Genomic DNA, 14071 nt, shown 5'->3' on the forward strand with positions numbered 1-14071 from the left:
CGCCGGGTCCGAGACCTTAGAATGGTGTCGTGACTTTTCCAAGAATCGGTGTGATCGGCGGGGGCCAGCTGGCCCGGATGATGGCTCCAGCCGCAGAGGCCCTGGGCGTCGGATTCCATGTTCTCTCGGAGGCGCCGGATGCCCCGGCAGCCCAGGTGTCCTCCCAGGTGGTGGTGGGCGACTACCACGACTACCCGACGCTGGAGGCCTTCGCCTCCACCGTCGACGTGATCACCTTCGACCACGAACACGTCCCCACAGAGCATTTGGAGGCCCTGATGGCCGCCGGGCATGCTGTCCACCCGGGGCCGGCCGCCCTGGTCCACGCGCAGGACAAGCTCGTGATGCGCGCCAAGATGGACGAGCTCGGCCTGCCCAATCCGGCCTGGGCCGAGGTCTCCTCGGTCGCGGACCTGGAGGAATTCGGCTCCCGGATCGGGTTCCCGCTCATCCTGAAAACCCCGCGCGGGGGCTACGACGGGCACGGGGTGCGCGTGATCCACGCGGCCGCCGAGGCCGCTGACTGGTTCGCCGAAGCTGGGACGCTGTTGGCCGAACAGAAGGTCGACTTCACCCGTGAGCTCTCCGTGATGGTGGGGCGCTCGCCCTCGGGGCAGACCGCGGTGTGGCCGGTCGTCGCCACCTATCAGCAGGACGGCATCTGCAAGGAGGCGGTGGCGCCGGCACCGGGGATCTCCGCCGAGTTGGCCACGACGATCACCGCCGATGTGCTCAAGGTGGCAGGTGCCCTCGGCGTTACCGGGGTGATGGCCATGGAGATGTTCGAAACGGCCGAGGGCTACATCGTCAACGAATTGGCGATGCGCCCGCACAACACCGGGCACTGGACGCAGGACGGTTCGGTCACCAGCCAGTTCGAACAGCATCTGCGCGCGGTCCTGGACCTGCCGCTGGGGGATCCGGCGCCGATCGCGCCCGCGTGTGCGATGGCGAACGTGCTCGGCGCTGACCGCGACGATCTGTACCACGCCTATCTGCACGTGATGGCCCATGATCCTGCGGCCAAGGTCCACATGTACGGCAAGTCGGTGCGCCCGGGCCGCAAACTGGGCCATGTCAACGTCTGCTCCGAGTCCGCCGCCGATGCGGTGGCCAGAGCCCGCCACGCGGCGGACTTCATCGCAGGAGTGGACACCAATCCCCACCCGGACCGGAAGGACCTCGCATGACCACGATGGATGATAAGCGGGCCGCGCCAGTCGTCGGCATCGTCATGGGCTCGGACTCGGACTGGCCCACGATGGCCGCTGCCGCCGAGGTGCTCGACGAGTTCGCCGTGCCCTATTCCGCCGAGGTCGTCTCGGCGCATCGGATGCCGCAGGACATGATCGCCTGGGGAGCGTCGGCTGCCGAACGGGGTCTGTCGGTCATCATCGCAGGGGCCGGGGGTGCGGCGCACCTGCCGGGGATGCTCGCCTCGGTCACCTCCCTGCCGGTGATCGGCGTGCCGGTGCCGCTGAAGTACCTCGACGGGATGGACTCCCTGCTGTCGATCGTACAGATGCCCGGCGGTGTGCCGGTGGCGACCGTGTCGATCGGCGGAGCCAAGAACGCCGGTCTGTTGGCCGCCCGCATCCTGGGCGCCGGGGTCGGGGGAGAGGCCGAACGGATCCGTGGGGCGCTCGATGACTACCGGGCGGGCCTGCGTGACAGTGCCGAGGCCAAGGGCAGGGCCCTCATGGCTAAACTGGGACGGTCTGACCCGCAGTGATCTCGGCCACGGCAGCCCGGCCGTGACCCGTGGATCAGCCAGGGGCGGAAACCATCCCCCGAGGAAAAGGATTCATATGTTCGATCTGTATCAGCTCAGCGAGGAGCACCAGGAGATCCGCGCGGCGGTGCGTGAAATAGTCGAGGAGACGATCGCCCCACATGCGGCGGCCGTCGACGCCGAGGCCCGCTATCCGCAGGAGGCCCACGATTCGCTCGTGGCCACGGACTTCTACGCTCCGCACGTGGGCGAGGAGTACGGCGGCGTCGGCGCCGACGCCCTGGCCACCGCGATCGTCATCGAGGAAGTGGCCCGCGGATGTGCATCCTCCTCGCTGATCCCCGCCGTGAACAAGCTGGGTTCGATGCCGGTGATCCTGGGCGGCGGCGATGAGATCAAGGCGAAGTACCTGCCGCGCCTGGCCGCCGGCGAGGGCTTCTCCTACGGTCTGTCCGAACGCGAGGCCGGGTCGGACACCGCCAGCATGAAAACCCGGGCCCAGCGTTCGGGCGACGGCTGGGTGCTCAATGGCGTCAAGACGTGGATCACGAACGCGGGAGTCTCCGAGTTCTACACGGTCATGGCCGTCACGGATCCCGAGGGCCGCCGCGGCAACAACATCACCGCCTTCCTCGTGGAGAAGGGCGATGAGGGCTTCAGCTTCGGCGAGAAGGAGCGCAAGCTGGGCATCAAGGGCAGTCCGACGCGCGAACTGTTCTTCGAGGACTGCCACATTCCCGCGGACCGGATCATCGGTGCCGAGGGCCAGGGCCTCAAACTGGCGCTGAAGACCCTCGACCACACCAGGATCACGATCGCGGCCCAGGCCATCGGCATCGCCCAGGGCGCACTCGACTACGCGATCGGCTACGTCAAGGAGCGCAAGCAGTTCGGCAAGCCGATTTCCTCGTTCGAGGCGGTGCAGTTCATGGTCGCCGATATGGGCATGAAGCTCGAGGCAGCGCGGCAGCTGACCTATGTCGCCGCGGCCAAGAGCGAACGCCAGGATGCTGACCTGGGCTACTACGGTGCCGCCGCCAAGGCCTTCGCCTCCGATGTGGCGATGGAGATCACAACCGATGCGGTGCAGCTGCTCGGTGGGGCGGGCTATGTGCAGGACCACCCGGTGGAGCGGATGATGCGCGATGCGAAGATCACCCAGATCTATGAGGGCACGAACCAGATCCAGCGCCTGGTGATGGGGCGCAAGCTGCTGGGCTGAGAGGTTCGGCGGGGCGACACGCGCAAGGGCACTGGGAGTCGGCTCCCAGTGCCCTTGCGGCTTTGCCGATATCCTGAAGCGGCAGGTTCGAGCCAGGAGATGAGAAGACAGCCAGTGAACGAGAAACGCCGTGAACTCGTGTACGTCGATCCACTGCGCAATCCGCGCCATGCCCCCATCGGCATGCGGAATTGGCGCGGCTGGTTGTTGCTCATCTGCAGTGCCCTCCTGCCCGGCTCGGTGCAGTCGATCATCGGCGATCGGCGGAAGGCCAGGATTCCGCTGCTCATCTCGCTGTTCTCCTGGGCGCTGATCGTTCTGCTCATCGTGGTGGCGCTCGTCTCACAGCGGGCCGTGCTGTCCTTCGCGTCCTCGGCGCTCGGACTCATCGTCTTGATGGTGTGGCTGGCGGTGGCGGGTCTGAACTGGGTGCTGTGCATGCTCGACTCCGTGCGCCGGATCCGCATCGACAGCCTGGGCCGGCGTACCAAGCCGACCTTCCTGGCCGTCAGCCTGGTGTTGGTCCTGCTGGTGGGCGGGGGAGTCGCCTGGGGAGTCAACACGTTGAACTCCACCCGCAGTGCGCTCGGGGGGATCTTCGCCTCGGGTCCGGGTAAGAAGCCCGTTGACGGCCGCTACAACATCGCCCTGTTGGGTTCCGATGCGGGCAAGAAGCGCACGGGCGTGCGCCCTGACAGCCTGTCCGTGGTCTCCATCGAGGTGAAGTCCGGGCGCGCCGTTGTGATCGGTCTGCCCAGGAACATGCAGAACGTCCCGTTCCCCGACTCCTCACCGCTGCATGCGCATTATCCGCAGGGTTATAACTGCGGGGACGAATGCCTGATCAACGCGGTGTACCAGGAGGGGGAGGAACACAAGGACGAATTCCCGAACACCGACAAGGTCCCCGCGGGTGTGCAGGCCACCGAACAGGCGCTTTCGGGTGTGACGGGTCTGGATATCCAGTACTATGCGATGATCGATCTCAAGGGCTTCCAGAAGCTGGTCGACGCGATGGGCGGAATCCGGCTGAACTCGAACGTCCGGGTGCCGATCTCGAATAAGACGAACAAGGCCACCGGCAAGCACTACAAGCCGTTGGGGTGGATCGAACCGGGGAAGAACATCGAACTCGACGGGTACCATGCCCTGTGGTATGCCCGGTCCAGGGAGTTCGCCTCGGACTATGCGCGAATGACCCGACAGCGCTGTGTGCAGGAGGCCATGCTCAAACAGCTGGATCCGATGACCGTCGCTCAGCGATTCACCAAGCTGGCGGCCGCCGCTCCGGAGGTCATTTCCACCGACATCCCGCAGAACGAGGTCGGTGAGTTCGTGGACCTGGCGACCAAGGCCAAGGGGCACAAGATGGCGAAGCTGAATCTGGCTCCGCCCAAGGTCGTGCCGAAGCATCCCGATTTCGCCACGGTTCACGATATGGTCTCCACCGCCGTCGAGAAGGCCTCCGACAAGGGCGCGCAGGCACAGGGCAATGCCGATGCGCTGGGCCTCGATTCGGTGCAGGCGATGTCTGCTCGGGCCTCCGGCGCAGAGTCGGGCGGGGGCGAGGACCCCGACTCCGATGGTTCGGAGATCTGCTCGGTTCCCTGATCCCGCCCGACCTGCCCCGCGGGGTATCCCCGCGTCCACCTTCACCCGATCGAAGGTGGACGCGGGGATTTTTTTCTGCCCGGTCGGGCCGCGGAATGACGGGGAACTACATCCGTGTAACTAGCAGGGAGCACAGAGATTGCAATGCGACACGCGGAAAAATATGTAACAATTTCACATTGTCGGGGATGATCGCAGCCGGCGGTGATCTCCGGACTGGCCAAATTTCTTCCCTGTCTTCCTCGAATAAGGCTAAATCTAATGAAAATCGCAATGACGACTGCGGCCGTTTGCGCTGCGGCTCTCGTGGTCTCCGGCATAGCGCTGGGGCCCGTTGCCGATGCCGCGGGTGCTGCTCGCCCGAGCTTCAACGAACTGTCTTTGACCGATGTCGACCACAAGGGTCTGCTGACCCCGGGCGCTCGGAACTCCTCGCCGGCCACTGCCGCCGTGTCGAAGAAGTCGACGACGAATATGCCAGGTGCGCTGCGCTCGACAACGGAGAATCGTCGGCTCAGCGCTGCGGAGTTCGGCGCCTCGGACATGGCACTGCAAGCGGCCGGCGAGGCCTTTGCAGCCGCATCGACATCCTTGAACTCCACCGCAGAAGAATCCGCAAAGGACTCAGGCGCCGCCGGGCGGCCCGCGGAGCAGGGTCCGGGCGAGGGCCTGTCCGATGCCGGTCGCACCGCTCCGCGGCAGACGCCGCAGGCGCCGCGCACTCAGAACCCCGAGACGAAGCCCACGCCGAGCGCCGAGCCCAGCTCGGCCCCGAGCCCGTCGATCTCCGGTGATGTCGAACAGCAGACCGAAGACGGAATCAAGATCGCGGCCATCTCGGCGTCACTGAGCGTTCCGCGTGATCGGTCCTCGGTGGTCGGTGTCGTGGCCTCCGGCGCCAACGCCTCCAATATCGAGGTGCGAACCCAGTCGACCTCCGGTGGCTGGGGCGCCTGGACCGGCCTCTCATACGATCAGGGGGCAGACGGCGATCAGCGGGCCGGTACCGATCCCTTTGTCGTCTCGGGTGCCTCCGCTGTGCAGATGCGCATCCTGGGCTCCTCCGCGCCGGCAGACGCGAAGCTCGTCATCATCGATCCGAAGAAGACGGCGGCGGACCAGGCGGCGGTGAATGCCAACACTCCGGTGATCAACCAGAGCGCGACCACCCAAGCAGCCGAAGGGCAGACACATTCGACCCGGCCGGATGAGCAGTCGGTTCCCGGCGCGGCGGTGGTGAACGCCTCCGGAACGGTGCAGGCGACGGGTTTCCCGGCGGGCACCTCACTGGGAGAGCAGGCGGCTGCCGTCGCCCAGGGCACCGCGGGTGAGGCCAGCGGCTCGGCCGGGGTGCAGAACGTGGCGGCCAAGGTGAAGAAGGTCGCCAAGCCCTCCATCGCCTCCCGCAAGGCGTGGGGTGCCAATGAGAGCATCCGCCGCAGCGGCCCGTCATATGCTGACTCGGTCAAGGCAGCGGTAATCCACCACACCGAGGGCTCGAACAACTACGACGCCGGTGATGTGCCCGGCATCATCCGCGGGATCTACACCTTCCACGTCAAGGGCCGTGGCTGGGCCGATATCGGCTACAACGTCCTGGTCGACAAGTTCGGCCGTCTGTGGCAGGGCCGCGCCGGCAATGTCGACCGTCCGATCATCGGCGCCCATGTGTCGAACTTCAACACGGGCACCTTCGGCATCTCCGTGCTCGGCACCTACATGAAGAAGGCGCCGTCGAAGGCGGCCCAGGTGGCCGTTGAGAATACGATCGCCTGGAAGCTGTCGAAGGACGGGGTCCCGGCCATCGGCAAGACCACCGTCAACGGCAAGCGGATCAACCGGATCGTCGGCCACCGCGATGTCGGCGACACAGACTGCCCCGGTGATGCGTTCTACGCGAAGATTCCGCAGATCCGCAAAGCGGTGGCCGCGATCCAATCGAGCGGCAAGCAGGCCAGTACCAACCCGATCACCTCGGGCGAGGCGATCCAGCAGGCGTACAAGGCCAATGCCAAAGCGCTGGGTGCGAAGGTCGGAGGCGAGACCAAGCTGGCAGGGGGAAGCTACCAGCAGTACAAGTCCGGCTTCATCACCTGGACCGCCAAGGGTGGGGCCAAGCTCATCACCGGTGAGATCGCCAAGGCCTGGAATGCCGAGGTCAGGAAGAGGATCGGACTGCCCGCGAACAATCAGGGGAAGTTGTCCGCGGGCCTGTACCAGACCTTCGCCTCCGGCTCGATCCACTGGTCGAAGGCAACCGGTGCCCACGCCACATCAGGGGCGATCAAGGCTCACTGGGCCAAGAAGGGATCCGAGAAGAGCCATCTGGGGTATCCCGCGGGCGATGAGCAGTGCGCCGGGGGAACCTGCACCCAGCGGTTCCAGGGCGCGACCCTGTTCTGGGCCGAGGGTGCCGGAGTGAGCGAGTTCTCCGCTGGGATGGCCGACGGCAACGCCCCGCCGATATCCGGTGGCGCCGTCTCCACCGCGCCGTCTGCAGGCACCGGGGAAGGGTCTGCAGACAACTCGAAGAAGCCGGGGAAGAAGCCCGCGAAGAAGAAGGCGAAGAAGAGCGCGTCCCAGCGCGAGGCCGAGAAGCGCGCGGCGATCGTCAAGACCGCCAGGAAGTACGTGGGAGTGCCCTATGTCTGGGGCGGAACCTCTCCGACCAAGGGCTGGGACTGCTCGGGATTCGTCCAGTACGTCTATAAGAAGAACGGGATCAAGCTGCCGCGGACTTCGGGTCAGCAGAAGGCAGCAGGGGAAGTGATCCCGCGCTCCAAGGCGAAACCGGGCGATCTGATCTGGCATCCGGGACACATCACGATCGTGTCGGACAAGCCGGGAAAGCTCATCGACGCGGGTTCACGGCGTACCGGGACCAGTGAGCGCTCCTCGAAGTTCATGTTCAACTCCGGCGGAGTGGTCATCCGGGTCATCTGAGCGAGCCGGTAAGCAGATCCTGCGGGGCGCACCGATTCGGGTGCGCCCCGCTTGTGCATTCACCCGCGCGCAATCTGGAGTTCTCCGGTCCCCGCAGGCTTTTGACATGGTGTTCACCCGGCGTTCAGGGCCGGCGGGTTAGGCTGTACGAAGTAAGCCGTCCGCGATTTCAAAGGGGATCCATGCACCTCCTTCAGGGAGCCGTTCGCACCTACGAGTGGGGTGACGTCCGGGCGATTCCGGAGCTGCTGGGCAGACCGGTGACGGGCGAGCCCGTTGCGGAGTACTGGCTGGGCACCCACCCCCTTGCACCGACCAGGTGCCCGATACCGGTCGGCGCGAGCGCCTCCCCGGCCCCCGACACTCTGGCGGTTGCGCTCGACCTGGCAGGTGACGATCTGCTCGGTTCGGCACATCTGGAGCGCTTCGGCACGCGACTTCCGTTCCTCCTCAAACTCTTGGCGGCCAACCGGGCCCTGTCGATCCAGGTCCATCCCGATGCCGCGACCGCCCGCGCCGGGTTCGACCGGGAGAATGCCGCCGGGATCGACCTGGACGATCCACGGCGGACGTTCAAGGACCCGTGGCACAAACCCGAAATGGTCACGGCGCTTTCCGAGTTCGAGGTCCTGTGCGGCTTCGCGGACCCGGCCCTGACGGCCCCCGTGTTGCACGGTGCGGCCGGTGCCGCGGCCGAACTCGGGCGCCCGGAGGCCTCCGGCCTGCTGCGCGAATGGGCCGGGGCCCTCGACTCCGGTGCCACGGCCGAGGCCGGGCTGGCCGCTGCGCTGCGGCTGTTGTTCTCCCGTCAGGACGAGTTCGGGGCCCTGGGATCCCTGCTGCCCGAATTACTCGAGGTGGCCGGCAATCGGGATGCGGCCTCGCTCACCGATCGCCTGGCCGTGGATTATCCGGGAGACGTGGGCGTGTGCCTGGCCCTGCTGCTCAACCATCTGCGACTGGCTCCGGGAGAGTCCCTGGCGCTGGAGGCGGGGGTGCCACACGCCTATGTACACGGATTGGCCGTGGAGATCATGGCGTCCTCGGACAATGTGGTCCGTGGCGGCCTGACCTCCAAACACGTCGATCCCCGGCTGTTGTGCGAACTGGTCGACTATCGGCCCGGGCCGCCGCCGGTGGTGCCAGCCGGCGTGGACGGCCCGGCCGTGGCGGACTTCGCCCTGCACCGGTTCGCCGGCGGGACGGAGCTGATCGCGGGTCCTGCCATCGTGTTGTGCACCAAAGGCGCCGCGGAGCTCCGGGCCACCGCGCAGGAACTGCCCGTGCTGCAGGGGCAGGCCGCGTTCATCGGCCATGCCGAGGGCCCGGTCACGGTGACGGGGTCGGGGGAGCTGTTCATCGCCACGTCCGGCCCCTCCGGCGCCTGAGCCATTCCCCGGGGCAGGGTGACCGGGGCTCAGGCCGCGGCGGTCAGGACGCCCTGCGGGGTTCGGGGGAGTTCGGTGGGCACTGTCAGATCCGCTTCGGTCGCCCGACGGATCTCGTCGACCGTGACGCCGGGGGCCGCCTCGACAAGGGTGAAGCCCGTGCCGTCCACATCGAAGACCCCCAGATCGGTGATGATGCGCGAGACCACCCGTTGCCCGGTCAACGGCAGTGAGCAGGCGGACTTGAGCTTCGGCGATCCGTCCTTGGCCACGTGCTCCATGATGACGATGACGCGCCGGGCCCCGTGGACCAGGTCCATCGCCCCGCCCATGCCCTTGACCATCTTGCCTGGGATCATCCAATTGGCGATATCGCCATTGGCGGCGACCTGCATGGCGCCCAGCACGGCCACGTCGATCTTGCCGCCGCGGATCATGCCGAAGCTCGTCGCCGAATCGAAATAGGACCCGCCGGGGTTCATCGTGACGATCTCCTTGCCCGCGTTGATCAGGTCGGGATCGACCTCGTCGGCGCGGGGGTACCGGCCCACTCCCAGCAGCCCGTTCTCGCTCTGCAGGACGACGTCGACGCCTTCCGGCAGGTAATTCGGCACCAGGGTGGGCAGGCCGATGCCCAGGTTGACATAGGATCCGTCGGCCAGTTCCAGTGCGGCGCGCGCGGCCATCTGTGTGCGTGTCAGTGCCATCTCAGTCCTTCGTCAGCGTCATGTTCTCGATCGGTTTATCGGCCACCTGTGCAGGTGTCAGGGGCACCACGCGGGTGACGTAGACGCCGGGCAGATCGACATCATCGGGATCGATCATGCCCGGTTCGACCAGCTGTTCGACCTCGGCGATCGTGATCCTGCCCGCCTGGGCCGCCGGCGGGTTGAAGTTCCTGGCAGAGGCGTGGAAGACCAGGTTGCCGTGCCGGTCGCCCTTGGCCGCGCGGACCAGCGCGAAGTCAACCGGCAGCGACTCCTCGAGCACATAGGTCTGTTCGGCACCGAAGGTGGAGAACGTGTGCGTCTCCTTCGGCGCGGAGGCGATGACGACCTCGCCGTGGGAATCGTAGCGCTGTGGGATGCCGCCGGTGGCCACCTGGGTGCCGGCGCCGGTGATCGTGTAGAACGCCGGGATCCCGGCGCCCGCGGCGCGCAGCTTCTCCGCCAGAGTGCCCTGCGGGGTGAGTTCCACGGTGAGTTCACCGGCCAGGTGCTGCCGCGCGAACTCCTTGTTGACTCCCACATAGGAGGCGATCATCTTGCTGATCTGGTGGGTTTCGAGCAGCAGGCCCAGTCCCCGTCCGTCGACCCCTGCGTTATTGGAGACGGCGGTCAGGTCCTGCGCGCCCTGGTCCCGGATCGCGCGGATGAGGTATTCCGGGACGCCGACTACGCCGAACCCGCCGACGGCCAGGCTGGCCCCGTCGAAGACGTCCGCCACTGCTGCTGCGGGTGTTGAAACAACTTTGTCCATGTTCGCCATTCTGTCATGCGGCGTCGACCGCACATGTCGGTCAGTGTGCCGTGCGTGCCGAACCCAGGCCGATCACTCCGGTCCCCAGCCGGCCGAGCAGGGCGAGCAGTTCGGCGTCGGTGCCGGGAACGTCGAGGACATCACCGGTGTCAGCCTCCGGGTCCAACGGTGCGGTCCGGGCGCCGGTCAGGGTGAGCTCGTGGACGGTGCCGCCGACGGGCGCCCAGGACAGGGTGCGCAGCGGCGGCAGGACGGCCGTATCGGGGTGGGCGCGCATGGCGCTGACCGCGTCGGTGAAACCATCGGGGACCTCGACGTCGAGGGCCAGGGGCGCTGTGGGGTAGACGAGCACCTCGTCTGCTGCGGCGGTTGCCGGTGTGTCCGCGCAGGCCTCCTCGGCCAGTGCCAGGTGGGCCGGATAACCGTCCAGGGCGGCGGGCTGCGCGAGCGGGCCGGTGAAGATCACCGGCGCGCCGATCGCCCAGGCGGCCAGTGAGAAGCTCAGGGAGCGCCAGTGCCAGGTACCGTCCGTGACAACGAGGAGTGGCACCCGGGGCCCACAGCCGAAGTCGCGGAGTAGGCCGGTGGCCTTGTACACCCAGTTGGCGATCACCGCTCCGGTGGGTTCCAGCATGGCGCCGTCGGCTCCGTGCCAGGACACTGCGGGTCCGCTGTGGCCCGCGATGCGGCCGATCAGCTGTGCAAAGTCGGTTGGGACCGTCATGCTCGCTCCTATTCGCTTGAATGTCACTGCATTCCTAAAATGGTCTGGGAACTCCCAGCAAATGGCATATATAGTGCTGACTCATTCGTTGAACACAATATGTTGTGGTCACACCGAGTTTTGAATCAAAGGTGTGTTCTATTACCCCACGTGTCGGTGAATAAAATAGCAAAGTGCAGCTTGACTCATGGGTAATGACACACGTGTAATTCTAGGCAGGGGAATACATGAGTGCCCGCAACGAGCCACCTGGGGAAAGGGGAAGCACGTGAGCACGGAGGACAATGTGCAGCGCAATCACGAGCTCGACTACGACCTGCTCGGATCGATCACCGGGCCCACCGTCGAGGACAGGATCGCAGGCGACTGGTCTGCGGATCCGGTCACCGAGCCTGCGCGCCGGTCCGACCCGCTGCAGATCGACCCGGTCGAACTGGTGCCGCTGCAGGCTGGTCCCGATGCGTCCGTGGTCAGTGTGCCCAACCCTCTGCAAAGGCTGCTGAGTGAAGAGCTGCGCGGGCCGGGGTGGCAGGAGCTGGCGCTGTGCGCCCAGACCGACCCCGAGGCGTTCTTTCCGGAAAAGGGCGGTTCGACGCGCGAGGCCAAGAAGGTCTGCGGTTCCTGCGAGGTCCGCATGGAGTGCCTCGAGTTCGCGTTGGAGAACGACGAGCGCTTCGGAATCTGGGGCGGTCTATCGGAGCGCGAACGTCGGGCGCTGAAGAAACAGGGCGGGATCGACAGCCTGCGCTGACGGGCTTCAGCGGCCGCGGGTCTCAACGGCCCAGGAGTTCCTCGGCTGAGAAGGAGCACAGCCCGGCCGCCTCCTGCGCCAGGGCGAACAACAGTGCCTCCCTGAGTTCGAGCGGGTCCGCGGCGGCCAGCGCCGGGGCACGATAGATGACGATCGTGTGTCCGCCCTCGGCCCGGGCGTTGAAGGTCGCGGCCAGCCGTGGTTCGGCGGCGGTGGGGTCGGGTAGGAAATCGACGGCCAGCACCACGCGGTCGAGCTGCCCGGCTGCGCGTGCGCGCAGTTCGTCGAACAGACTGCCGGCCATCCGTGCGAAATGCGCGGCGCGGCTGCGTTTGGCGGGCACGGGGGCCGCGAAGAGCTCGGTGCGCAGGCCGCGGCCGTGCCTGTCGCGCGGATGGGATCGGGACACAGGCCGATTGTAGGCGATGTACTAGACTTCCGGTGTGCCCGGAGTAAGAACCTGTTCGAAGACCAATTGTTCCCGCGCGGCCTCGCGCACGCTGACCTATGTCCACGCGGACGCCTGTGTGGTGATAGGCCCGCTATCGGTCAGAGCGGAACCGGGCGCCCATGATCTGTGCCAGTACCACGCCGATCGGCTCACCGCCCCTCGCGGCTGGGAGCTGATCCGGCTCGACGGCGGGGCCGAGGTCCCCGAGCGCAGCCGTGATGATCTGCTGGCCATCGCCGATGCCGTGCGCGAGGCGGCGGCACCCAGGCCCCAACCACCGGTCCCGCCGCGTACTGGTAGGCCCCGCCTGCGTCTGATCGGAGGGGACGAATGAGCATTCGGAGCGATCGCGCTGCGCGTCTGGAGCGCAGTCTGAAGGCCAATGACATCCGCGGCCGGGTCGGCCTCGACCTCGACGCGGATCTCCTGGTGGCCCTGGGCATGGCCACGGCGCAGGTGATGCGCGAACTGCACGGGGCGGGCTCCGTGGTCATCGGCAGCGATATGCGAGTCGACTCCCCGAACTACGCCGGTCTGCTGGCTGCCGGTGTCGTGGCCGCCGGCAGCCGGCCGGTATACGTCGGGATGTGTTCGACCGACCAGCTGTACTACGCGTCCGGGGCCTGGGAAGTACCCGGACTGATGGTGACGGCCAGCCACAATCCGCAGGACTACAACGGGGTGAAGTTCTGTGGACCCGGCGCCGCCGGAATGTCGGCGGCCTCGGGCCTCGACCGAATCGCCGCCGCCGCATTCGCAGCAGTGGTCCCCGCGGACCCACGTCCGCTGGACCCCGATCCTTCCTCCGCCACCGCCCTTGCCACGGGTTATGCGCAGCGGATCCGGGGCCTGACGGGTCTGGGCACGGGCCGGCGGCTGCGGATCGTGGCCGACTGTGGAAACGGCATGGCCGGCAAACTTCTGCCGGAGGTCTTCGGCGCGGCAGCAGGGCTCCCCGAGCTCGAACACGAAGTGATCGGGCTGTTCACGGAACTCGACGGCACCTTCCCCAACCATCCGGCCAACCCGCTGGAACCGGAGAACCTGGCCTGGGCGCAGCGCGGTGTGGTCGAACGGCGAGCGGACATCGGCCTGGCCTTCGACGGGGACGCCGATCGGTGCTTCTTCATCGATGAGACGGGCAGGGCGACCTCGGCCTCGGCGATCGGAGCGCTGGTGGCGACCAGGGAGATCGCCCGCGTCCGCGGCCTGGGTGAGGAACACCCGGCGGTGCTGCACAATCTGCTGACCTCCCGGTCGGTGGCGCGGGCCATCGAGGCCGCCGGCGGTCGAGCGGTCCGTACCCCGGTGGGCCACTCCGGCATCAAGCAGACGATGCGCAGGGAGAACGGCATCTTCGCCTGCGAACACTCGGCCCATTTCTACTTCCGCGACTTCTTCAGTGCCGACTCCGGGATGTTGGCCGCCGCCCACATCATCGCAGCGCTCGAACGCACGGAGAAGACCCTGAGCGAACTGCTCGCCGAATTCGCCCCGGCGGAACTCTCCGGGGAGCACAATTCCCGGGTGGCACAACCCGACGCCGTTCTGGACAACTTCGCCGCGGCCGCCGCGGCCGGGGACTTCGGTCGCGGCGACCTGGACCGCATGGACGGGGTGACGCTGCAGGGCGAGGACTTCTGGATCAATGTGCGCAAATCCAACACTGAGCCGCTGGTCAGATTCAACTGCGAGACCCCCAGCGTCGAACGCACACAGGACCTCACACAGCGGGTCCTCGAGCTGATCCGGGCCTGATTGCGGCCCCGG

At 66.9% G+C, this 14071-nt stretch carries 13 protein-coding genes; 9 read left to right on the top strand and 4 right to left on the bottom strand.

What is annotated here, in order from left to right:
- Positions 1 to 29 precede the first annotated feature (29 nt).
- The 6 genes from NQ038_RS01830 to manA all read left to right on the top strand — a co-directional run bounded on the left by NQ038_RS01830 (position 30) and on the right by manA (position 8896).
- Complete coding sequence (locus NQ038_RS01830) at positions 30 to 1190, top strand: 5-(carboxyamino)imidazole ribonucleotide synthase (protein ID WP_257061696.1); 1161 nt, start codon at positions 30 to 32, stop codon at positions 1188 to 1190.
- Entirely contained in the window at positions 1187 to 1732 is a 546-nt protein-coding gene (purE, locus tag NQ038_RS01835; RefSeq protein WP_257048708.1) for a 5-(carboxyamino)imidazole ribonucleotide mutase, read from the top strand. Before NQ038_RS01830 ends, purE begins: the two co-directional genes overlap by 4 nt.
- 76 nt (positions 1733 to 1808) lie before the next feature.
- Positions 1809 to 2954, top strand: coding sequence for an acyl-CoA dehydrogenase family protein (locus NQ038_RS01840; protein ID WP_257048707.1), 1146 nt, complete (start codon positions 1809 to 1811; stop codon positions 2952 to 2954).
- Positions 2955 to 3068: 114 nt separating this feature from the next.
- Entirely contained in the window at positions 3069 to 4565 is a 1497-nt protein-coding gene (locus NQ038_RS01845; RefSeq protein ID WP_257061697.1) for an LCP family protein, read from the top strand.
- A 261-nt stretch (positions 4566 to 4826) separates the two neighbouring features.
- The gene (locus NQ038_RS01850; RefSeq protein WP_257061698.1) at positions 4827 to 7508 is read left to right on the top strand and encodes an NlpC/P60 family protein; all 2682 of its coding nucleotides are present in this window, start codon (positions 4827 to 4829) and stop codon (positions 7506 to 7508) included.
- 182 nt (positions 7509 to 7690) lie between these two features.
- On the top strand, positions 7691 to 8896 hold the full coding sequence (gene manA / locus NQ038_RS01855; protein WP_257048704.1) for a mannose-6-phosphate isomerase, class I: 1206 nt from the start codon (positions 7691 to 7693) through the stop codon (positions 8894 to 8896).
- 29 nt (positions 8897 to 8925) lie between these two features.
- On the opposite strand, the gene NQ038_RS01860 is transcribed toward manA, so the two are convergent.
- From NQ038_RS01860 to NQ038_RS01870, 3 genes are read right to left on the bottom strand one after another with little or no spacing between them, the layout of a single operon-like run.
- Positions 8926 to 9603: a CoA transferase subunit B gene (locus NQ038_RS01860; RefSeq protein ID WP_257061699.1), complete on the bottom strand. Its 678-nt coding sequence runs from the start codon at positions 9601 to 9603 to the stop codon at positions 8926 to 8928.
- A 1-nt stretch (position 9604) separates the two neighbouring features.
- Positions 9605 to 10375: a CoA transferase subunit A gene (locus tag NQ038_RS01865; protein WP_257061701.1), complete on the bottom strand. Its 771-nt coding sequence runs from the start codon at positions 10373 to 10375 to the stop codon at positions 9605 to 9607.
- Between the two features lie 40 nt (positions 10376 to 10415).
- Complete coding sequence (locus NQ038_RS01870) at positions 10416 to 11099, bottom strand: hypothetical protein (protein ID WP_257048701.1); 684 nt, start codon at positions 11097 to 11099, stop codon at positions 10416 to 10418.
- A 268-nt stretch (positions 11100 to 11367) separates the two neighbouring features.
- On the opposite strand from NQ038_RS01870, the gene NQ038_RS01875 reads away from it, so the two are divergent.
- The gene (locus NQ038_RS01875) at positions 11368 to 11850 is read left to right on the top strand and encodes a WhiB family transcriptional regulator (RefSeq protein ID WP_373456763.1); all 483 of its coding nucleotides are present in this window, start codon (positions 11368 to 11370) and stop codon (positions 11848 to 11850) included.
- Positions 11851 to 11872: 22 nt separating this feature from the next.
- Here NQ038_RS01875 and NQ038_RS01880 read toward each other — a convergent pair whose 3' ends face one another.
- Positions 11873 to 12259, bottom strand: a complete 387-nt coding sequence (locus NQ038_RS01880; RefSeq protein WP_257048699.1) for a hypothetical protein — start codon at positions 12257 to 12259, stop codon at positions 11873 to 11875.
- A gap of 34 nt (positions 12260 to 12293) precedes the next feature.
- Here NQ038_RS01880 and NQ038_RS01885 point away from each other — a divergent pair, with 34 nt between their 5' ends.
- Positions 12294 to 12635: a DUF3499 domain-containing protein gene (locus NQ038_RS01885; RefSeq protein ID WP_257048697.1), complete on the top strand. Its 342-nt coding sequence runs from the start codon at positions 12294 to 12296 to the stop codon at positions 12633 to 12635.
- Positions 12632 to 14059, top strand: coding sequence for a phosphomannomutase/phosphoglucomutase (gene manB / locus NQ038_RS01890; protein ID WP_257048696.1), 1428 nt, complete (start codon positions 12632 to 12634; stop codon positions 14057 to 14059). The genes NQ038_RS01885 and manB overlap by 4 nt, the downstream gene beginning before the upstream one ends.
- Positions 14060 to 14071 lie beyond the last annotated feature (12 nt).

The organism is Brevibacterium sp. 50QC2O2 (assembly GCF_024580675.1).
GTDB lineage: Bacteria > Actinomycetota > Actinomycetes > Actinomycetales > Brevibacteriaceae > Brevibacterium > Brevibacterium moorei.

What these genes read in the sequence shown, in the direction of transcription:
- NQ038_RS01860 (WP_257061699.1), bottom strand. Translation starts at nt 9,603, where the DNA reads ATGGCACTGACACGCACACAGATGGCCGCGCGCGCCGCACTGGAACTG.
- purE (WP_257048708.1), top strand. Translation starts at nt 1,187, where the DNA reads ATGACCACGATGGATGATAAGCGGGCCGCGCCAGTCGTCGGCATCGTC.
- NQ038_RS01865 (WP_257061701.1), bottom strand. Translation starts at nt 10,375, where the DNA reads ATGGACAAAGTTGTTTCAACACCCGCAGCAGCAGTGGCGGACGTCTTC.
- NQ038_RS01870 (WP_257048701.1), bottom strand. Translation starts at nt 11,099, where the DNA reads ATGACGGTCCCAACCGACTTTGCACAGCTGATCGGCCGCATCGCGGGC.
- NQ038_RS01840 (WP_257048707.1), top strand. Translation starts at nt 1,809, where the DNA reads ATGTTCGATCTGTATCAGCTCAGCGAGGAGCACCAGGAGATCCGCGCG.
- manA (WP_257048704.1), top strand. Translation starts at nt 7,691, where the DNA reads ATGCACCTCCTTCAGGGAGCCGTTCGCACCTACGAGTGGGGTGACGTC.
- NQ038_RS01850 (WP_257061698.1), top strand. Translation starts at nt 4,827, where the DNA reads ATGAAAATCGCAATGACGACTGCGGCCGTTTGCGCTGCGGCTCTCGTG.
- manB (WP_257048696.1), top strand. Translation starts at nt 12,632, where the DNA reads ATGAGCATTCGGAGCGATCGCGCTGCGCGTCTGGAGCGCAGTCTGAAG.